Source organism: Emticicia sp. 17c (genome assembly GCF_037153985.1).
Lineage (GTDB): Bacteria > Bacteroidota > Bacteroidia > Cytophagales > Spirosomataceae > Emticicia.
This window is the reverse complement of the sequence record NZ_JBBAYI010000013.1, coordinates 56,890-77,465: the sequence shown is the minus strand read 5'-3', so window position 1 is coordinate 77,465 and position 20,576 is coordinate 56,890. Positions and strand designations below refer to the sequence as shown.

General features: G+C 39.1%; 18 protein-coding genes. 9 read left to right on the top strand and 9 right to left on the bottom strand.

The window, feature by feature from the left end; genetic code table 11:
* Positions 1–124 precede the first annotated feature (124 nt).
* Positions 125–1,705 carry a DUF5723 family protein gene (locus WAA15_RS21090; protein ID WP_337044825.1) on the top strand — a complete coding sequence of 527 codons (1,581 nt, stop codon included), beginning with the start codon at positions 125–127 and terminating at the stop codon, positions 1,703–1,705.
* A gap of 51 nt (positions 1,706–1,756) precedes the next feature.
* Here WAA15_RS21090 and WAA15_RS21085 read toward each other — a convergent pair whose 3' ends face one another.
* Together WAA15_RS21085 and WAA15_RS21080 are read right to left on the bottom strand one after the other, a co-directional pair.
* Positions 1,757–3,043: a Gfo/Idh/MocA family protein gene (locus WAA15_RS21085; protein WP_337044824.1), complete on the bottom strand. Its 1,287-nt coding sequence runs from the start codon at positions 3,041–3,043 to the stop codon at positions 1,757–1,759.
* Positions 3,044–3,097: 54 nt separating this feature from the next.
* Positions 3,098–3,514 carry a GNAT family N-acetyltransferase gene (locus tag WAA15_RS21080; protein WP_337044823.1) on the bottom strand — a complete coding sequence of 139 codons (417 nt, stop codon included), beginning with the start codon at positions 3,512–3,514 and terminating at the stop codon, positions 3,098–3,100.
* Positions 3,515–3,903: 389 nt separating this feature from the next.
* On the opposite strand from WAA15_RS21080, the gene WAA15_RS21075 reads away from it, so the two are divergent.
* Positions 3,904–5,181 carry a GWxTD domain-containing protein gene (locus tag WAA15_RS21075; protein ID WP_337044822.1) on the top strand — a complete coding sequence of 426 codons (1,278 nt, stop codon included), beginning with the start codon at positions 3,904–3,906 and terminating at the stop codon, positions 5,179–5,181.
* Positions 5,154–5,981, top strand: a complete 828-nt coding sequence (rlmB, locus tag WAA15_RS21070; protein ID WP_337044821.1) for a 23S rRNA (guanosine(2251)-2'-O)-methyltransferase RlmB — start codon at positions 5,154–5,156, stop codon at positions 5,979–5,981. Before WAA15_RS21075 ends, rlmB begins: the two co-directional genes overlap by 28 nt.
* A 2-nt stretch (positions 5,982–5,983) precedes the next feature.
* Here rlmB and WAA15_RS21065 read toward each other — a convergent pair whose 3' ends face one another.
* Together WAA15_RS21065 and WAA15_RS21060 are read right to left on the bottom strand one after the other, a co-directional pair.
* The gene (locus WAA15_RS21065; RefSeq protein WP_337044820.1) at positions 5,984–6,298 is read right to left on the bottom strand and encodes a MerR family transcriptional regulator; all 315 of its coding nucleotides are present in this window, start codon (positions 6,296–6,298) and stop codon (positions 5,984–5,986) included.
* Positions 6,298–7,728 carry a leucine-rich repeat domain-containing protein gene (locus tag WAA15_RS21060; protein ID WP_337044819.1) on the bottom strand — a complete coding sequence of 477 codons (1,431 nt, stop codon included), beginning with the start codon at positions 7,726–7,728 and terminating at the stop codon, positions 6,298–6,300. The genes WAA15_RS21065 and WAA15_RS21060 overlap by 1 nt, the downstream gene beginning before the upstream one ends.
* Positions 7,729–7,892: 164 nt before the next feature.
* On the opposite strand from WAA15_RS21060, the gene WAA15_RS21055 reads away from it, so the two are divergent.
* The 4 genes from WAA15_RS21055 to alaS all read left to right on the top strand — a co-directional run bounded on the left by WAA15_RS21055 (position 7,893) and on the right by alaS (position 14,065).
* Positions 7,893–8,651, top strand: coding sequence for an enoyl-CoA hydratase/isomerase family protein (locus WAA15_RS21055; protein WP_337044818.1), 759 nt, complete (start codon positions 7,893–7,895; stop codon positions 8,649–8,651).
* Positions 8,652–8,705: 54 nt separating this feature from the next.
* Entirely contained in the window at positions 8,706–9,608 is a 903-nt protein-coding gene (locus tag WAA15_RS21050) for an alpha/beta fold hydrolase (protein WP_337044817.1), read from the top strand.
* A 25-nt stretch (positions 9,609–9,633) separates the two neighbouring features.
* Complete coding sequence (locus WAA15_RS21045; RefSeq protein ID WP_337044816.1) at positions 9,634–11,157, top strand: 4-hydroxyphenylacetate 3-hydroxylase family protein; 1,524 nt, start codon at positions 9,634–9,636, stop codon at positions 11,155–11,157.
* A 262-nt stretch (positions 11,158–11,419) separates the two neighbouring features.
* The gene (alaS, locus tag WAA15_RS21040; protein WP_337044815.1) at positions 11,420–14,065 is read left to right on the top strand and encodes an alanine--tRNA ligase; all 2,646 of its coding nucleotides are present in this window, start codon (positions 11,420–11,422) and stop codon (positions 14,063–14,065) included.
* 75 nt (positions 14,066–14,140) lie between these two features.
* Here alaS and WAA15_RS21035 read toward each other — a convergent pair whose 3' ends face one another.
* The 5 genes from WAA15_RS21035 to WAA15_RS21015 form a co-directional block, all read right to left on the bottom strand.
* The gene (locus tag WAA15_RS21035; RefSeq protein WP_337044814.1) at positions 14,141–14,551 is read right to left on the bottom strand and encodes a transcriptional regulator; all 411 of its coding nucleotides are present in this window, start codon (positions 14,549–14,551) and stop codon (positions 14,141–14,143) included.
* 4 nt (positions 14,552–14,555) lie between these two features.
* The gene (locus tag WAA15_RS21030; RefSeq protein ID WP_337044813.1) at positions 14,556–14,918 is read right to left on the bottom strand and encodes a DoxX family protein; all 363 of its coding nucleotides are present in this window, start codon (positions 14,916–14,918) and stop codon (positions 14,556–14,558) included.
* Positions 14,919–14,985: 67 nt separating this feature from the next.
* The gene (locus WAA15_RS21025; protein WP_337044812.1) at positions 14,986–15,396 is read right to left on the bottom strand and encodes a VOC family protein; all 411 of its coding nucleotides are present in this window, start codon (positions 15,394–15,396) and stop codon (positions 14,986–14,988) included.
* 307 nt (positions 15,397–15,703) lie between these two features.
* Positions 15,704–17,206, bottom strand: a complete 1,503-nt coding sequence (locus WAA15_RS21020) for a carbohydrate-binding domain-containing protein (protein WP_337044811.1) — start codon at positions 17,204–17,206, stop codon at positions 15,704–15,706.
* 247 nt (positions 17,207–17,453) lie between these two features.
* Entirely contained in the window at positions 17,454–17,873 is a 420-nt protein-coding gene (locus tag WAA15_RS21015; protein ID WP_337044810.1) for an FKBP-type peptidyl-prolyl cis-trans isomerase, read from the bottom strand.
* A gap of 266 nt (positions 17,874–18,139) precedes the next feature.
* Here WAA15_RS21015 and WAA15_RS21010 point away from each other — a divergent pair, with 266 nt between their 5' ends.
* Together WAA15_RS21010 and WAA15_RS21005 are read left to right on the top strand one after the other, a co-directional pair.
* Positions 18,140–19,393 carry a TolC family protein gene (locus WAA15_RS21010; protein ID WP_337044809.1) on the top strand — a complete coding sequence of 418 codons (1,254 nt, stop codon included), beginning with the start codon at positions 18,140–18,142 and terminating at the stop codon, positions 19,391–19,393.
* A gap of 59 nt (positions 19,394–19,452) precedes the next feature.
* Entirely contained in the window at positions 19,453–20,574 is a 1,122-nt protein-coding gene (locus WAA15_RS21005) for an efflux RND transporter periplasmic adaptor subunit (protein ID WP_337044808.1), read from the top strand.
* The last annotated feature ends 2 nt before the right edge of the window (positions 20,575–20,576 follow it).

Here is a 20,576-nt window from a genome sequence, read left to right as displayed (position 1 = left end):
ATTATTATTAGCTATTAATTCAAAATCTTCTGTATGTTTTGTGTAGAAATATTTAATTTTACTGTTCTTTTGTATGCCATGCTATAAATTGAGTGTTAACCTGAGGAAATTCAATCCTATATAAATGCGTTTGCCCCTTTTCTTTTTTATTTTTTTTATTCAGATAAATACCTTTTCTCAGCAGTGGCTTGGGGTTGCTCCCAGTAACTATTCGGGTACTTATGGTATTTATAGTAATCCGGCTAACGTGGCTGATTCCCGCTATAAGCTTTTTGTTAATCTGGCTGGTGCAAACCTCGATTTTATCAATAATTATTTCGGATGGGGTGCGCCTTACTCGCTTATCGGTTTAATTACCAACAAAGTTTCTGATACATATAGGGCACCAAATGGTGCAATTATTTTTCGGAATAGCTATGCCGATGAGTCATTAAGTAATAAGACTTCTACTGTTTTCATGGCAACCGACCTCAAGGGGCCTGCACTTATGCTGAATTTTAATAAAGCCGGATTTGCCGTTGGTTTAACGAGCCGTTTCAGACTGCTTGCTAACATGAATAATGTTACAACGCCTGTGGCTCGTGTGCTCGTCAACGGAACGCTTTTACCTGATATTTATGGTGTTCCGCAAGATAATAACCATTTTACAATGAACATGAATGGGTATGCAGAAATGGGTTTAACCTTAGGGAAGATAATATGGCAACAGGATGAACATTTTCTGAAAGCGGGCTTAACTCTCAAACGTGTAAACGGTGTAATGAATATACACTACATAGCCAATGACCTTGATTATACCATTGATGATATACCTGCAAGACCAAGAAAACAAAATGTTTTTTTTGAAAATGCTGCGGGTACTTACGGATTAACCAAAAGCGGTTCTATACAAAGTGTAAGCCTTAACCCTAACTGGCTTTTCGGGAATGCTTCGGCTGGGCATGGGTATGGGGTAGATGTCGGAGTGGTTTATGAGTATCGGCCTGAGCACCGACAATATGACATCAAAACAAAAAAAGGCTGGACAACCGATGCTACTAAAAATAAATATCTCTACAAAATTAGTCTGGCTTTGCTCGATTTTGGGCAAATACGTTTCAATAACAGCAATTATGTTTACCAGACCAACATTGCAAAAACAAAAGTGCTGATTCCGCCGGGGACATTTAATAAGATTGATTCACCTGAAAAATTGTTTAATCAGATGAATAATGCTTTCGGGCTAAAAGATGCAGACTATGACCACGAATTTGTTTCACCTTTACCTACGGCACTTTCGGCTAATTTCGATTACAAGTTTTCAGAAAAACTTTACCTGAATGCTACTTGGATACAGAATCTGAGAAATACCAAAACCATAGGTATGAATCAGCCTTCTATGCTTGCTTTTGTGCCTCGGCTTGAAAGTAAGTGGCTAGAACTTTCATTGCCAATTGCTTTACAGAATAATTATCATAACCTCACTGTTGGATTGGCCGGCAGGCTGGGGCCGCTTTTTATCGGTACCGATAATCTGGCAGGTGTTTTAAATATAGGTAAACCTAAAGGAATAAGTGCCTATTTCGGACTTTTCTTGCCTATATTTAATAAATTGCCTGAGCCGCCTAACCCTTGTTATTCCGAGCGGAAGGCCGGATGGGGGCAAGGTATAAGAGATATTTTACAGAAAAATAAAAGAAAACGCCAATGGCGGAGAATAAGGTAATAAAAGCCCGTGAGTTTCAACGGGCTTTGTATTAAGAAAAACAACTATTGACTAGATTTTAACACCGTAAGGCTCACGCATTTTTCTACCAAGCATTTTGTTGGCGGCTGTATCGTCAAATTTTTCAGTAACCGGATTCCACTTTAATGGGCGTTTAAGGTCATACCCTATATTGGCAATATTACAAACCGTACAGGTACGATGCCCGATTTCAACATCACAGATCGGTTTCTGGCGGGTTCGTACTGAATTGAGAAAATCTTTGTAATGATTGCCCCCTGCCGGAGAAACAAGTTTGATGTCTGTCGGTTTTAACTGAACATCTTTTAACTTATCAGGCACATTCAGGAATGAACGGCTTACTTCAATAGCACCGTCTTTGCCAATGAATTGCACGGCATTACCCTTACCAAAATCGTGGTGTATCATTTCTATTCCATTGGCGTATTTGAATACCATTCCTTGCGTAGCATTGGGGTAAGTAGGCGGATACAACTCCACAGGGCCACTTTCGTCCATGCCTAAGCCCCATTGAGCAATATCAAACATGTGTGCGCCCCAGTCGGTTACATCGCCGCCGCCAAAGCCTTTATAATACCGCCATTTGCCCCAGAAATTATCTTCAAGACGCGGTGCAAGAAAATGATGGTAAGGATGAGGCTCATTCGGGCCGAGCCACATATCCCAATTCATGGTGGCAGGTACTGGCTCAGGCTGGAAATCAACAGGTTTAGGAGGGCCGCCAATGGTTACTCTTACCTGTGTAATATCACCAATGTATCCGTTTCTGACTAGTTCACAGGCTCTTCTGAAATTATCGGCCGAGCGTTGCATACTTCCTGTCTGCAAAACCCGATTATTTTTTCTGACTGCGTTTACTAAGGCCCGCCCCTCGGCTACGGTAAAGGTAAGCGGTTTTTCCAGATAAATATCTTTGCCTTTTTCGGCTGCTCTGATGGCTATCGACGCATGCCAGTGGTCTGGTGTAGCAATTACCACGGCATCAATATCTTTGCGGTCTAATACTTCCAGATAATTCTCATAAATGGTCGGTAAAGTTTTTTCCTCCCCTAAAAACTGTTTAGCATTTTTGGTGAATAATTCTTTGGTGAAGTACTCGGTTTTGGTTTTGTCAACATCACAGGCTGCAAGCAGGTTTATTTCTTTTGTTTCCAGAAAACGCCCTTGTAAGCCTTTAGCTTGCCTGCCCAGACCTATAAAGCCAACATTAAGAACATCGCTTGGAGCCAGAAAACCTTTGCCCAGCACGTGCCGTGGCACAATCGAAAAGGCTGCTAGCGTACCTGTTGTTTTTAAAAAATTACGACGGGTTGTCATTGTTTATTAGTGGTTGAATAGTTATAAATATAAGGTTGTTTAGCTGAGGGAATATCAAACCAAATCTTCAGGGGCATCCAGTGTGTAGGCATGGGCGTGGTGAGTCATTCCTATACGTGGGTAGTAGGCAACTGCTTTCGGAGCCGACAATAAAATTAATTTGGCCTGAGGGCTGGCCAGTTTGGTTTGTTTTATCAGTTCGCGGCCTATACCAAGTTTCTGGTAAGATTCATCCACGAATAAGTCTGACAGGTATGTGCAAAATACCCAGTCGGTTACCGACCTAGCTACACCTACCAGTTGCCCATTAATGCGGGCCGTAACTATCAGATTAGCGTTTTCGACCATCATTTTAATTCTATCAAGGTCATCGACAGGCCTTCTTTCGCCAAGGGTAGATTTTATTAAAGTGTCTATAAACTCTTGCCAGTTCAGGTTTTTTTCTTGGGCATATTCAATGTGTAAATCCATAGAATAGTGGTTTGTTGTATAAATACAAAAGTATTTAAATGCAGCAGATAAAACAACATAAAAATTGGCATAGATAAGGTGAGTACTACTACCAAATAAGTATACTACTAATACATTTAAGTGGGCTATTCGGAAGAGAGCTAACTAAGCCAAAATCAAAAGTAAAAAATTGGTGATAAGCATTTAATAATGATAAAGGCAAACTAATGTAAATAAAGCTAATAATTGGCAAAACAAGAATATCGCCGACAGACCTGAACAAGAAGCAGAATACTTTAGTAGCTTTGCAATAAAATTTCTTTATCTCACGTTCTGAATTTGTTGTTTTTCTACATTAAATATTTTTATTAGCGGAGAAATTTCTACATTTGGAACAAGAATCGGGTATAATGAAAAAAATTCTATTGTATGCTTTAATCGTTGGTGTCACCGGATGTGTAACCAATAAGAAAATAAAGAAAGCTCAACGAGAAGTAAATGCTGTTGCAAGTCGTCCTGCTGAGGTGGTAGCAAAGCCACTGGTTGTAGCTATCAAAAGCCGATACATTGTCAAAGATTCGTCGTCTGCAACTGTTTTTATGGAACTTGATGTCGAGAACCTCAAAAAAGACAAGGCTTTACAACAAATGAAAGATGCCTTTCGGCTAAGTTGGCTATTGCAGTCAGACTACGGCGTGAGAGACAGGCTAGCTTTTAATAGAATAGACTTCACCGAACAGAATTTTGTTCTGAGAGACGATAAAGTAGAAATTACTTTTGAAGTTAACCGCCCCAAAAATATAAGCAAGGCATTATTATTGACAGAAATCTTTGAATTGGAAAATAGTAAAAAATCGAACAATGACCTTGTTATTGATTTTACTGCAACCCGCTTGAGCGATAGATTTGGTTTGTATGTAGACGATTTATCAAGACCTATTTTCAGGAACTATATTAATAAAAAAGATACTTTTCAGATACGTAGTATCGAAAATCATAAGCGTGATTTATACCTTGTTCGGTATAGTGGAGATTTTGAAGCAGCACAGTCGCCTATGGCAACGTCTCTGAGGCCACCTATTAAATCGTTAAAGGTTGAAGAAACAATAAAAATACAGACCGGCACGCCTATTAATATTCAGACTGAAGGATTATACTTTGCCGTAGAAGATACCATCTCGCTCAAAAATGGCTTTGGTTTCATGATTGTTGATAACAGATACCCTCGTTTTACACTGCCCGAGAAGCTCGTTAAGCCGCTTATTTATATGAGTACCAGTCAGGAAACCCGTAACGTTAACGAAAACCCTGATGCCAAGCAGGCACTCGACCGCTATTTTCTGGCTATTTCAGGAGGGAATCAGGCTCTGGCAAAAAAAATAATCAAGACCTATTTCAGAAGAATTGAAGAAGCTAACCGCCTTTTTACTTCTTATAAAGAAGGCTGGAAAACCGACAAAGGAATGGTGTATATTATTTTAGGCCCGCCGAATCGTGTGCAGAGAAGCCGCGACAGAGAGGTGTGGTTATATGCACAAAGCCAGAATTTTTCAGAAATAATGTTTACTTTTAATAAAAAACCAAATCAATTTATCGATAACTACTATGAGCTTGTTCGGTATCCCGAATATCAGGCATATTGGTATCCGTTTGTAGAAGCATGGAGAACAGGAAACGTAATGGAGTAAGTTCAGACTTCGGAAATCGTAATTCCGATTTTAAAAAAAAGCAGAAATTTTTTGCTAGACCTAATTTTGAAAAATCTTCAAAACCAGATATAGTTTTTGGGGTACAGTCGGTATTGGAAACCCTGCGTGGCCCAAAAGAAATTGAAAAAATATTAATCCAACGTGAATTTGGCCATGCCGAAGTTGAAAAACTAGCCAAAGAACGTGAGCTACCTGTGCAACGCGTACCGCTCGAAAAACTGAATCGTATCACGATGAAGAACCATCAAGGGGTAATCGCATTTGTTTCAGCGGTTAATTATGCCAAAACGTCTAATGTAGTAGCTGATATTTTCGAAAAAGGCGAAGTGCCTTTGCTACTTATTCTGGACCGTATTACTGATGTACGTAACTTTGGAGCTATTGCCCGTACGGCCGAGTGTGTAGGCGCACATGCCATTGTGGTGGCAGCAAGAGGCTCGGCACAAATCAATGCCGATGCCATGAAAACATCGTCAGGTGCGCTAAATTATTTACCCGTATGCCGTGAAAACAGCCTTTCGCAGGTAGTAGAAGAATTGCAGCAGTCGGGTATCCAGATAGTGGCTTGTACCGAAAAAGCAACTAATAGCCTTTATGATATTGATTTTACTGTACCTACTGCCATATTGATGGGTTCAGAAGAAGATGGTATTTCTGAAAATCTTTTAGAACAGGCCGACCACTCAACCAAAATACCAATGCTTGGTAAAATAGGCTCGCTTAATGTTTCGGTCGCCACCGGAGTTATCTTGTATGAGGTTGTCAGACAAAGAATCTGATACTAGGCTTTGTTAAGCTCTTGTAAGGTATCCTGTAAAAAAGCTCTGATAGTTAGTAATCTACCTAACAGAGCTTTTTTGCTTTTATTTAGGTCAGTTTTTTTGTTGATTCTACGGGCAGTACCCTGTAAGGTAAGGTTGCCTTTACTTTTTTCGTTAATAATTTCACGAAGTTTATCAATGTCTTTTTGAGTTAGCTTTCTGTCTCGGCCAAACCTTTCAAACCGTAGCTTAAACTTGTTCTCATAAAAGCGTATTTTTGAGGCTTTTACACCTAATATTTCGGCTACTTCGTTGGTGCTGTAAAAAAGTTTCATTAGCGTACAAGAATATCCTTTTTCTCTAAATCTGTCACTAATTTAGTTAATTCTGCTTTTTTACTCTCTAATAAATCAAAATAATTTCCCTGCATAAATAAACTTTGCAATTTTTTAAATTCAACAAGCCGCGTTGGTATATCGGTAATCTGGTTTTTAGTGATGTCCAGTTCTTCCAGATTAGTTAAGGCATATATTTCGTCAGGAAAACTTTTAAACAAATTACTGCCTACGTGTAATAGTTTCAGGTCTGGCAGCTTGGGCAGAATACTAAGTTTGTTATGGTGTGCGTACAGGGTTTGAAGTGTACTTAGCTGGCAGATATTTTCGGGCAATTTCCAGATTTGGTTATTCGAAATAGCCAACGTTTTTAATTTAGGCATCTGGCATATTTCATCGGGTAAAAGCTGTATGCGGTTATAATATAAATCCAGTTCTTCCAGATTACTCAGCCTGCTTATATTGGCAGGTACTTTTGACAAACCAGCATTATATAAATTCAGCGATTTCAGGTTCGTCATTTTTTTGAAATAATATTTACCTGATTCTTCTATACGGTTATTTCCCAAGAACAAAACTTCCAGTTGCCTGTTTTTGCTTATTGTTCGGGGTATGCGGGTCATGCCTGTAAATTGCAGATTCAGGTCTTTCAGATGTTGATTCCGCTTAACTCTGAACCGTTTGTAATCAAGCATATTGTTGCTCAGGCTTAAAAACCTCAGATGCTTAATTTTATAAACTTTTTTAGGAACACGCTCAATAAAATTATCTGATAAGTCCAGTTTTTCCAGATTTCTGAACTTAAACACTACTTCTGGAAATGTTTCAAGCTGTAAGTTATTGAGCTGCAATGTTTTTACGGTATCGGGTTTGTCGCATGTTTCTGCCTGAGTAATGGTTGAAATAAACATTTTGCTTGATTTGCGGGGCGATACCCCAATGTTCAGGAGTGTTCCGACACTATATTTATCTTGGCTGAGATTAGCAGGTAGTTTGTATGTCTGGCAGAATTTTTCTGAAATGTTTACTAGCGTTTGCTCATTTACCGAGTTCAGGCTGTCATCATACGTAAATCGTTGATTAGCTAAGCTTCTTGGGGTGCTATATCCGAATATCATATAATCTATGGTTCCATTGGGTTGAACCAGAAACTCAATAGGTATAGCTTTGGTTTCGTTAAATTTGTCGAAACGCACGTTCGATTTGCGGGCAAACTTAAAAAAATCCTGAATGAGTTTCCGCCTTTCAACATCAAGAACAATAAAACTATTTGGGTTATTATCGAGTAAAGGATTTCCTAACCGTGGATAGGGGCGATTAGGAGCAGAAAATGAGAAAAATTTTTCTTCAAAAACCTTCGTGCGGTAAACCTTGCTTTGAGCAAATACGCTAAATGATGCTAAAAACAGACAAAAGAATAGTTTTTTCATAAGATGAATCATTTGTTGATAACTCTCACAAATATAACTAAGTTTTTAGTTGTTATTGTTGTTTTGATAAATTTTTTAAAAATATCTTAAGTCTTCTGTAATTTCATTGAGTATTACCAAAGCACCATGAAATTATTTACTTTTGTTTATTAAATCAGCCATCAATGCAGTATCAGGACATAATTCTAGAGTATCAAGATGCCATTGCGGTTATTACACTTAACCGACCAGCCGCCCTAAATGCTTTAACTCCTTTAATGATACGGGAATTGAAACAAGCTGTTAGCGAAATAGCACAGAACAGTACTATTAAAGTATTAATTGTCAAAGGAGCTGGCAGGGCGTTTTCAGCAGGGATTGACCTCAAAGCCTTGAATGATGGCATTCAGGGTGGGCAATTTAAAGCTGCCGATATTCTGGAAGATGGAAATCAGCTTGCCCAAACCATACGCAGTATGCCACAACCTGCCATTGTAATGGTTCATGGGCATTGTTATACAGGTGCTACCGAACTCATGATGTTTTTTGACCTAATTCTGGCAGCCGATGATGCCAAAATAGGGGATACTCATACTAAATGGGGTATTTTGCCTAAATGGGGGATGTCGCAACGTTTGCCACGGCTGGTAGGTATACTGAAAGCAAAAGAAATGTCGTTTACTGCAAAACCAGTAACTGGGCAAGAAGCCGAGCGCATAGGTCTTGTAAACAAAGCAGTACCTTTACAGCAACTAGAAGAAACCGCTTTTGCTTTAGCCAACGATATACTACAAAATTCAGCACAAACAATAGCGGCCATGAAACACCTGTATAACGAAGGTTTTTCAAGGTCGTTGGAAGAAGGACTGGCTTTGGAGCAGGCTTTTATTACAGAAATAACAGACAGAGTCGAATTTTTAAAAAACTTTGAAAAGAATAAGTAAAATCTGATATAACGTACAAGCGTAATCATTTCTCGTTAGCTGTTTTTAATCAGTATGAAACCAACTTTAACAGGCAAAGCACCCTGTAACAATATTGAAATTTATTTTGAAACATTTGGCAATAAAGAACATCCGGCTATTTTGCTCATTATGGGGCTTGATGCCCAAAGTATAATGTTTACTGCCGATTTTATTAACCCTTTGGTAGAAGCAGGATTTTATGTAATTCGGTTTGATAACCGTGACATAGGTCTATCAACGTGGCTGAATGATACTTGGCACCGCAAAAAACCTTATACCCTTGAAGATATGGCCAAAGATGCTATCGAACTCCTTGATTATCTGTCAATTGTTCAGGCGCATATTATTGGGGTCTCAATGGGTGGAATGATAGCGCAGCGCATGGCTATTACTTATGGTCATCGAGTGGCTTGTCTGGTGTCTATTATGTCGTCAGGCTTTATACTTGACCCCAAAGCAGTACCTTTTTATAAAGGCCGTCCTTTTTTTTACCTGATTCCGTTTTTCTTACGTAATGTTACTATCAGAAATAAATTTGTTTTTCCGCCTGTTACGGTTGAAAACTATGTAAAAACGTATCGTAAATTAAATGGTAAAACCTTTCCTTTTAATTATCAACATTTACGAACAGTTTTTACTGAAGGAATCGAGAACCGCAAAGGGCAAAACCCAAGAGCGAGGTTCCAACAGTTTTGCGGCATAGCAGCGTCGGGTTCGAGGCTGCATGAACTATACAAAATAAAAGCACCTACGCTGGTTATTCATGGTACAGAAGACCCCTTGATTCCGCCTGTACACGCTAGTATCTATGCTCCTAAAATACCCGATTCAAAAATGCTTTGGGTCGAAGGAATGGGTCACCAGTTGCCCAAGCCCGTGCTGGAAATTGTAATGCCTGCTATTATTGAACACCTGCAAACCAGCAAAACCAATTAACCCACCTAATACAAACAACAAGTCCATGGAAACAGCAATGCAAGCAATTAATACTGCTGAAGAATATATTAACAGTTTAAGAAACCGTAAACTGAAAGTGTATCTTTTGGGAGAATTGGTAGAAGATATTGTCGAACACCCCATGATTCGCCCTTCAATTAATGCCGTAGCTGAAACCTTTGCATTGGCAGCTGAGGAGCCTGAACTCGCTTCGGCTATTTCGCCTTTTACCGGTAAACGTATTAATCGTTTTTTACATATTGCACAATCTTCCGCTGACCTTGTTCTTCAAAATAAAATGCAACGCCGTTTAGGGCAACTAACGGGTACTTGTTTTCAACGTTGTGTGGGTATGGATGCCTTTAATTCTCTTTACTCAACTACTTACGAAATTGATAAAGCGCACAATACATTTTACCATGCACGTTTTAAAAACTTTATAGCTTATACGCAAAATCATAATTTCGTAATTGGTGGAGCTATGACCGATGTAAAAGGAGATAGAAGTTTGGCTCCGCACCAACAGGCTGATCCTGATTTATTCGTCCATGTATCCAGACGCACCCCCGAAGGTGTATACATCACAGGAGCCAAAGCACATCAAACAGGTTGTCTTAATTCACATTGGTTGCTAGTAATGCCTACTATGCGATTAACAGAAAACGACAAGGCTTATGCCATTGTAGGAGCTATTCCTGTCGATGCTGACGGAATAACTTATATTTATGGCCGCCAGTCATGCGACACCAGAAGTATGGAGGGCGGAGATATTGATGCTGGCAATGCACAATTTGGCGGGCAAGAGGCCATGATAATATTTGAAGAGGTCTTTATTCCAAATGAATTAATTTTCATGGACGGCGAATATGCCTTTGCTTCAATGCTTGTAGAACGTTTTACGTGTTACCACAGGCGTAGTTATGTTTGTAAAAGTGGGGTAGGAGATGTGCTTATTGGAGCAGCGGCAACCATAGCCGAATATAATGGGGCAGATAAGGCCAACCATATTAAAGATAAACTCGTTGAAATGACGCACCTCAACGAAACTATCTATGCAACAGGTATAGCGGCGTCCTATCAGGCAAAACCCACATTGTCGGGAGCATATCTGGCTGACGATATGCTGGCAAACGTGTGTAAGCACCATGTAACCCGTATACCCTATGAAATTGGTCGTTTGGCACAGGATTTGGCAGGTGGTTTAGTAGTTACACTACCGTCAGAACAAGATTTCAGAAGTAAAGATGTAGGGCATTTGCTGGAAAAATACCTGAAAGGCAAGGCAGAGGTTTCAACCGAACATCGGATAAGAATACTTCGTCTCATCGAAAATATGACTTTAGGCCGAAATGCAGTTGGGTATTTGACTGAAAGTATGCACGGAGCAGGAAGCCCACAAGCGCAGCGTATACAGATAGCCCGACAAATGCAACTCGATTTTAAACAACAATTAGCAAAAGAACTGGCAGGCATTGAAAAACGCCAGAAAAACAAACTGGTAAAAGAAATTAATGACTATTTAGGACGAGTATTTGATACCAATATATAAAGCAATTGCTTGGAACTTCGTGTATATAAGTTTCAAGTGTTGTTTTTATTAATAGAACACTTCAAATAGTTTATAATTTAAACTAAATTTGCAGCCTTAATCAATAGAACAAACTATTGATAATAAACAAAGAAGTTTACAGGACTAATACTGCAAACTTTTGCAGCGGGAATAAAATAATTCGGACCTGAAAAAAAGAATCTGACAGAAACATTTTCAAGGTAATGAAACCCGCTTATTCACAATTTATTAATACGTAGATATGACTTCGCACGAAATTCGTAAGGCTTTTTTAGACTTTTTCCGTAGTAAAGGGCATTTGATTGTCCCGTCGGCTCCACTTGTGGCAAAAAACGACCCAACATTGATGTTTAACAACTCAGGTATGGCGCAGTTTAAAGATTTCTTTTTGGGCAATGGAACACCGCCCGCCAAACGTATTGCGGATACTCAGAAATGTCTACGGGTAAGCGGAAAACACAACGACCTCGAAGATGTAGGTTTTGATACATACCACCATACCATGTTTGAAATGCTGGGTAACTGGTCGTTTGGTGATTATTTCAAAAAAGAAGCATTAGCTTGGTCTTGGGAATTACTAACAGAAGTATATAAATTGCCTAAAGACAGAATTTACGTGTCGGTTTTTGAAGGAAATGAAGAAGAAGGAGTACCTTTTGACCAAGAAGCATACGATATATGGAAAGCACTCATAGGCGATGAAAACCGTATTATTCTTGGAAATAAAAAAGATAATTTCTGGGAAATGGGCGATACTGGCCCCTGCGGCCCTTGCTCTGAAATCCATATCGATTTACGTGGTCAGGATGAAGTAAATAAACAAAGCGGTAAAGACCTTGTAAACAAAGACCACCCACAGGTAATTGAAATCTGGAATAACGTATTTATGCAATTTGAACGCAAAGCCGATAAATCGTTGGTTTTGTTGCCTGCCAAGCACGTTGATACAGGTATGGGCTTTGAACGCCTTTGTATGGCTATTCAAGGTAAACAATCTAATTACGATACTGATATTTTCCAGAATACTATTCAGGTAATTGAGCAGATGTCGGGCAAAAAATATGGCGAAAACGGCACCTTGTCGTCAAGTAGTTATATCGATGTAGCCATGCGTGTCATTGCAGACCACATTCGTGCAGTTGCCTTTACCATTGCCGACGGTCAGTTACCATCTAACGCCAAGGCCGGCTATGTTATTCGTCGTATTTTGCGCCGTGCTGTGCGTTATGGTTATTCTTATTTAGGTTTCAGCGAGCCATTTTTAACCAAGCTGGTGCCTGTATTGGCCGACCAGTTTGCCGATGTTTTCCCTGAGTTAAAAGCACAACAAGAATTTGTAGCTAAGGTAATTGAAGAAGAAGAAAAAACATTCCTGCGTACATTAGAAACAGGCTTGAAACGCCTCGATGTTATTATAGGAAGCAGTGCTGATAAAACCATTGCCGGCGAACAGGTATTTGAGCTAAGCGATACCTATGGTTTCCCTTCTGACCTCACAGCTTTGATTGCCCGTGAAAAAGGCTATAAAATTGATGAAGAAGGCTTCCAGAAAGCATTACAAGTGCAAAAAGACCGCTCGCGTAAGGATTCAGCTAAAGAAGCAACCGACTGGGTAGAACTTAATGAAGGTGATGAATTTGAATTTGTAGGATATGAACAACTTTCAGCCGAGGCGCAGGTGGTTAAGTATCGTAAAGTAAAAACCAAAGCAGGCGAAGAATACCATATTGTTTTAGATAAAACTCCTTTCTATGCCGAAATGGGCGGACAGGTTGGCGATACTGGTACAATTGTTATCGGAAATCATGCTATTGTTATTGCGGATACCAAGAAAGAAAACGATTTGTTTATTCATATTTCCAGAGATAAAAATCTGGAAGAAATCCTGAACAATGCCACAGTAGTAGTAGCACATGTAGAAGAAACGCGCCATCGTAAAATTATGGCAAACCATACGGCTACACACTTGATGCTGGCTGCTATGCGTAAGGTTTTAGGAAATCATATCGTGCAGAAAGGTTCTTATCAGGACGATAACGTGACACGTTTCGACTTCTCGCATTTCGCCAAAGTAACTGATGAAGAACTTGCTCAGATTGAAGATATTGTCAATGAGAAAATCCGCGAAAATATCGTTCTTGAAACTAAAGTAAATATGCCTATTAATGAGGCTATTGCATTGGGTGCAACAGCAACCTTCGGCGAAAAATATGGCGATTTTGTGCGTGTGGTTATTTTTGACCCTCAGTTTTCTGTTGAGTTATGTGGTGGTACACACGTGCCGTCAACGGGCCAAATTGGTCTTTTTAAATTTGTGTCGGAAGGTTCAGTAGCTGCGGGTGTACGTAGGGTTGAGGCGTTGACAGGGGAAAAAGCAATGGAGAAAATAAAAGAAGATTTAAGAGTAAAAGACGAAATAGCTTCTTTACTGAAAAATCCTGCCGATTTATTAAAAGCCATCGAAAATCTCATTGCTGAAAAATCGGCCCTTCAGAAAAAAGTTGAAGTGCTGGAAAACGAAAAACTGCAAGAATTGAAAAAACAGTTAATAGAACAAGTAGAAGCTATTAATGGTATTCATGTATTAACTGCGAAAGTAACAGTACCTTCGGCTGATGCACTGAAACAACTGGCCTTTGAATTAAGAAATCAGGTAAGTAATTTTTATGGAGTATTGGGGGCTGAAATAGGCGGTAAACCACAGTTAGCCGTTATTATTGACGAAGAGGTAATGAAAGAGAAAAATCTTCATGCAGGTAATATCGTTAAAGAATTAGCCAAAGAAATGAAAGGTGGCGGCGGTGGCCAGCCATATTTTGCAACAGCTGGAGGAAGTGATTTAGGCGGTCTGGAAAGAGCCATCGAAAAAGGCAAAAGTCTGATATAAAGCGAGAGGCGAACATGATGTTCGCCTCTTTTTTTTCATTATTTTGTATAGGAATGGTGTTAAATCGAAATATAATCAGTCGGCTAAACGTACCATACATCTGACATCAGTATCGTTCAGATACCATTCAATGCAAGCACCGTTAGGGTCTATACGTGGGTTGGCTAAAAGGTTTTGAAAGGTTTTACCAATACCTGAAACATCTTTCATATAATGATGAATATCAGCATAGATATAATCTCCTTTTCTGATAACATAAGTTTCAAGAGTTTGCAGTTGCTCTGAGTCTTTTTTTAACGCTTCGGCTGCCGCTTTGTATATAATTATTCCCTCATGATTCGGAAACGAAATACCAAAGTATTTTCTGCCATCTGGTTTCCCTATTAATTTATGTAACAACTGGTGTGCTGCCAGTACACCGTCTGGAAACGAATGTGCAGTAACATACCTCACTACTATATCAGCCTCTAAGCTATATGTTTCCATTTGCTTAAGCTTCAATTTTATGGTAATAAGTATAAGAGACCATTAATATAGCCAGAATTGCCAACGGAAATGGAGTTTGTGCATTGAAACCATCAACTGCCCAATGGCTTATAAAAGCTGAAATTAAAGAGAAACTTAAACCGGCATAAGCCCATTCTTTAATTCGGGCGGGTACTATGGGCAATATAATAGCCAATGAGCCAAGTACTTTATAGACGGTAAGCATTATGCCGAAATAAGCAGGATATCCCAAGTGACTGATACCTTCTTTGGCTAAATCGGTTTGTGAGGTGAGAGCAGGCATAACACCTTCCCATAGAAAAATAATGGCAGTAGCTACCCAGAAAATAATCTTGTTCTTCTTCATGATTGTTGGTAATGTTTAAAAGTAATAATTGGCTTTAGTGTTAAAAAACTGTGTGTGGCCTGTTAGGTTATGCTTGCGGAAAACCGCTAGGGTCTATATAGAATACTTCCCACTTATGCCCGTCTAAATCGGCAAAACTATCCTGATACATCCAGCCCATGTCTGTTAGGTCTCGGTATCGGGTTCCACCTGCCTCCAGAGCTTTGCTTACAATTTCGTCAACTTTTTCCTTACTTGGCATCTCAAGTGCAATAATTGCCTCAACCGATTGTTTTGTATCGGTAATATCTTTATCGATAAACGACTTGAAATGTTTATGGGTCAGCAGCATTGCATAAATGCTTCCTTCCTCAATAATCATACAGGCTGCATCTTCGTTCGTAAATTGTGGATTAAACGAATATCCTAACTTGTTAAAGAAATCAATTGCTTTTGGCAGGTCTTGAACGGGTAAGTTTACAAAAATTTTAGTTGCCATTGTGTTGATTGTTTTATGTTGTTTAATGGATTAATTACAATACAAATTTAAGGCATCAGTTTTATTCTTGTGGTGGTTGAATACGCCAATAAAAGGGCTATTTGCGACAAGTTTTTTAGCCCATTTTCTGGTATGTTGAAGAGGATGATTCAAGCATACAAATAGCCTGTAAATTGTGTGGAAATAAGTAAAAATACTACTGAAAATAACCATACTCAGATGAAAACAGCCGAAGATTTGACGTTATTCTAGTACGAAAAAGATGGTTGATAATAACCAACCATCAATCGGTATAATCGGTTGTTTATCAACGGGCATTCACTTTCGTTACTACGCTCGAAACCGTAAAACTTGTATTTTTAGTGCCACTAGTATAGGCACCATTGGTATATAGACCATCCTTTTCAGTTCCGGTCGAACTCCCACCCAGATAGGCATCATAGCTGCCATTAGCTAACCCCTTGGAAGAAAATGCAATTGATTGATATTTCTTTGCAGGTTTAAAAGTTATAAGTTCTTTGCCATCGTTACTCTGGATATGTATCAGCGTACCAGCGTTTTGGGCAGCCGTAAAATTAACCAGCACCGAGTTCTGCGTAGAACTAGTACCCGGTAATTGTGCCATGCCAGAGCTACCCACTGCTACCAGATACCCACCTGTAATTTTGAATGAGCCATCATAATCTAAAGGCCCGTTATTATTTGCTGTGGGGCCATTTACGATTACCGTGCCGCCTGTCATGGTAATAGAACCATTTGAGTCCAGCCCATCACCATTGGCATTTACATAAATATATCCGCCATTAATATAGAGGTTTAGCCCACTTGTCGAAGTACTTACCGGCATTCCACCAAAACCACCTTCATTGCCGCTACCGTCGGCAACGTTAATACCATCATCGCTTGAAACCAAATGAATAATGCCGTCGTTAATAGTAATTTCTTTGCCTTCAAGCCCTTCGTAAGACTTTATAATATTGATGTCTCCGCCGTTAATAGTCAATTTAGTTTCTGCATGAATAGCATCATCACCAGCGTCAATGTTTATACTCCCTTTATCAATTATTATATAGCCTAAAGCAGCATCGCTGTCATTCGATGATTTCAGCCCGTCAGCTTTGGCCGTTGCGTTAATATTGCCATCACGTATAATCAAATAATCTTTCCCTCTTATAGCGTCGTCAGCCGCATTAACAGTAATGTTGCCACTCTTGATAATAAGCCCGTCTTTACTGGCAATGCCATCGGCAAAATTTGCCTTTATAGTTAAAGTACCTGTGCCATAAAATGATAGATCGTCTTTACTGAAAATAGTGGCGTTGGGTTCTTCTTCGGCTATGTCGTCGTAGACATACGAAGCGCCGTCAGTTAATTTATTCTGGGTATTTTCGGCTAATACAATCAAGGTTTTTGCTGCCTTTTTAATATAAATAGGCGAACTATTAGCACAAGTAATATCAACTCCGTTCAGGATAAGTCTCACAATGGCTTTATCTTCGGTATTAACAATAACTTGCCCATTGGTAAGGCTTCCGGTAATGGTATAGTTTCCAGCTTTTGTAATAGTTACCTTACTGCCCGAGGCTGTGGCTCCTGTGCCACCTACGGTAACCGAACTACCGTTAAGCGTAATTGTGTTCATATCGGTACTAGCCCAATTATAATCGCTGTCAGCTTCGTGTATTTCGGTATTGTCATCGTCAGAGCCTGAGGTGCCTGAGGGAGAAGGGTCGCTGTTTTTGCTGCAAGCCGCAAAGAAAAATACCGATAGCAAAATAGCTACCGAAAACGCTACTCTAGTTTTTTTCATAATTACCTTAATTGGTTGTTGGTGTTAATTGTCTTGTCTGAATGACGTAGGAAACCAAACAGATGGTTGCACCTGAAAGAAAACGTGAAGAATACAAATAGGTTATATTATCAGTGGTTCAGCTTGAAGACACAGAAAGAAATACTATTGTTATAATTAACTCAGTTGTAGCGAAAAAAAGCAGGAGTGTTGACAGTAGTAAAAAATAGCAATAGCTCTGCAAAGAGCTATCGCTAAATTGAGGTACTTATTGAACAGCTACTAGTTCAATTTCAAAAATTAAATCTTTTCCGGCAAGTTCATGATTAGCATCCATAATTACTTTAAGGGCTGTAACTTCCTTCACAACGGCAGGAATAACCTGTTGCCCACGGTGTATATTTAGTGTGATGCCTACTTCTAAAGGAATATCGTCAGGAATTTCCAGACGGTTAAATGTAAAGATTAAATCTTCTCTTGCTGATCCGTATGCTTCTGCTGCCGGAATAAAAACTGATTTTTTCTCACCAATTTCCATTCCGGTAACACCAGAGTCAAACCCCGGAATTACCATTCCGCTACCAACTGTAAACTGTAACGGTTGGCGGCCTGCCGAACTATCAAAAACGGTTCCGTCACTTAAGGTGCCTTTATAATGTACTTGTACTGTGTCGCCTGATTTTACCATGATTGTATATTTTATTGCTATTAATAAGGTTTTATGCTTGAGAATTTTTATTATTGTATTACCCTGAAAGTCTTACAAAGTTCTTAATTTGTTTTTGTTTTTATGTTAAATATTGTAAAAATACAATTTCAATATTAGGAATATTGTCGTAAGTGCTTGATTTTCAGTGCTTTAAATATTGCACTTTTGCTTTAATCTTCTTTTAATACCTGTTTAATTTCAGTATAATTCTTACATTTCAACTTTGCTGTATCAAAATGAAAAAAATGAAACGAATTCACTACGCCTTTTTATGGCTTTGTCTGTTTACAGTTCGGTTAGCTTCAGCACAGGATACACTCCATCTGACACTTCCACAGGCCGAAGAACAATTTACACGTAATAATCTTCAATTAATTGCTGCTAAAATGGGCATAAGCGAAAGCAAAGCCTATGAACTACAAGCAAGTCTGAAACCCAATCCTACTGTCTATGTAGAGCACATGCCCTACAATACTCAAAAGAAAGAGTTAGGGGGCTTTAACCAGAATAATGCACAGCAGTTTATACAATTTCAGCAATTAATAGAAGTAGCCGGAAAAAGGAATAAAAGAGTAGAACTAGCTCGCCTGAATACCGAACAGGCACAAAATCAGTCGCTTGTGTTATTAAGAGATTTGCAATACGCACTACGTACTACCTTTTATGATTTGTACTACCTGCAACAACAGGTAAAAGTCTATGACGATGAAATCGGAACGCTTCAGCAAACTGTAAATCTTTATCAACAGCAGTATGATAAAGGCAATGTACCTTTAAGAGATTTGGCTCGTTTAAAGGCGTATCTTTTTAACCTGAACACCGAGAAACAACAGTTATTGGTTAGTATAGCTGATGATGAAGCCGATTTGAATGTGCTAATAAACACTGCCGGAAAACATTTTATTATCGAGGCAAATACACCTTTGGCTAATCTTAATTTATTAAGATTTGACGATTTACTGGCTCAGGCTGAAGCTAATCGCAGTGATTTGAATGCGGTAAAAACAGGTGTAAAGCTCGAAAACCAAAACCTGATTCTACAAAAAGCATTGGCTAAACCCGATGTAACCCTGCAATTCAGCTATGACCGCAATGCGGGCTACATCCCTAACTACTTTGGGTTAGGAGCAAGTATTTCGCTGCCTTTTTTCAATAAAAATCAGGGTAATATCGAAGCTGCCCACATCAGAACCCAAAGTGCGCAAACTACCTTGCAGGCGTACCAGCTTCAGGTACAACAAAATGTATTTACCTCTTATAGTAAAGCTATACAGGCCGATAAAATGTATCAGACATTTGATAATCGTTTTGCTACTGACTTTTCAAAACTGATAGATGGTGTATTGCTCAATTATAAAAAACAAAATATCGATGTGGTTGAATTTATTGACTTCTTCGATTCGTATAAAAGCACCGTTATTCAGTTTAATCAATTGCAAAGTAACCGTATGAAAGCCTTTGAAGACCTGAACTACGCAGTAGGAAAGATAATTCTCTAACCTCCTTAATTAATATATAAGCACTATTATTTATCAATGAATTTTAAACTATCAAATAAATGAAATCTCCTAGAATCATTCATATAACAGTAGCAACAGGATTACTCCTGACAAGTATATTTGGCTTTACCGCCTGTTCTAATTCTGACGCTGAGAATAAAAATGCCAGCAATGCCGATAGTACCTCTGCCCTTACACCAGAACAAATGAAACGCCTCGTAACAGCACCTGCTGAAATAAAAACAGTGGCTAATGATTTGAATCTGACCGGAAAAGTTCAGTTCAACGAAGATAAAGTAGTAAAGGTTTTTCCGTTAGTGGGTGGGCATATTGAAGACGTAAAAGTTGAACTTGGTGACTATGTGCAGAAAGGACAAGTATTAGCCATCATAAAAAGTGGTGATTTGGCCGACCTTCAACAACAATCTATTTCAGCTCGTTCACAATTGTCGGTAGCACAAAAAAATGCCCAAGTAGCCGAAGATATGGCGAAATCAGGCTTGGCATCACAAAAAGACCTTGTGGCTGCTCAGGAACAATTGCAAGCTGCTAAAGGCGAATTGAATCGCGTAAGCGAACGCCAGAAAATTCTTGGCGGAAACGGCTCTGAATATGTTGTAAAAGCGCCGGTAGGGGGGTATGTAGTAGAGAAAAAAGCTGCTCCGGGTATGGAGTTACGTTCTGACGACCCCGAAAACCTGTTTACTATCAGTAACCTTGACCAAGTCTGGATACTAGCCAATGTTTATGAAACCGACCTTGCCAATGTAAAACTGGGTTACTCGGCCGATATTTCGACACTGGCCTATCCTAACAAAGTTTTTCAAGGTAAAATTGATAAAATATTTAACGTACTAGACCCTACTTCCAAAACCGAACAGGTGCGTATAGTACTAAATAATAACGATAAAAATTTCTTCCTCAAACCAGAAATGTTTGCCAATGTACATCTGGAATACGCCGGAACAGACCAAAAGGTAGCTATTCCGTCAAAAGCTGTTGTGTTTGATAAAAGTCAGAATTTTGTAGTGGTACTGAAAGATGGTAAGAACCTGATAGTGAAACCGGTTGATATTTATAAAACTACCGGAGGCACAACATACCTGAATAGTGGGCTGGAACCCAACGAAAGCGTTGTTACAGAAAACCAGTTATTGATTTATCAGGCCCTTTCAAATTGATA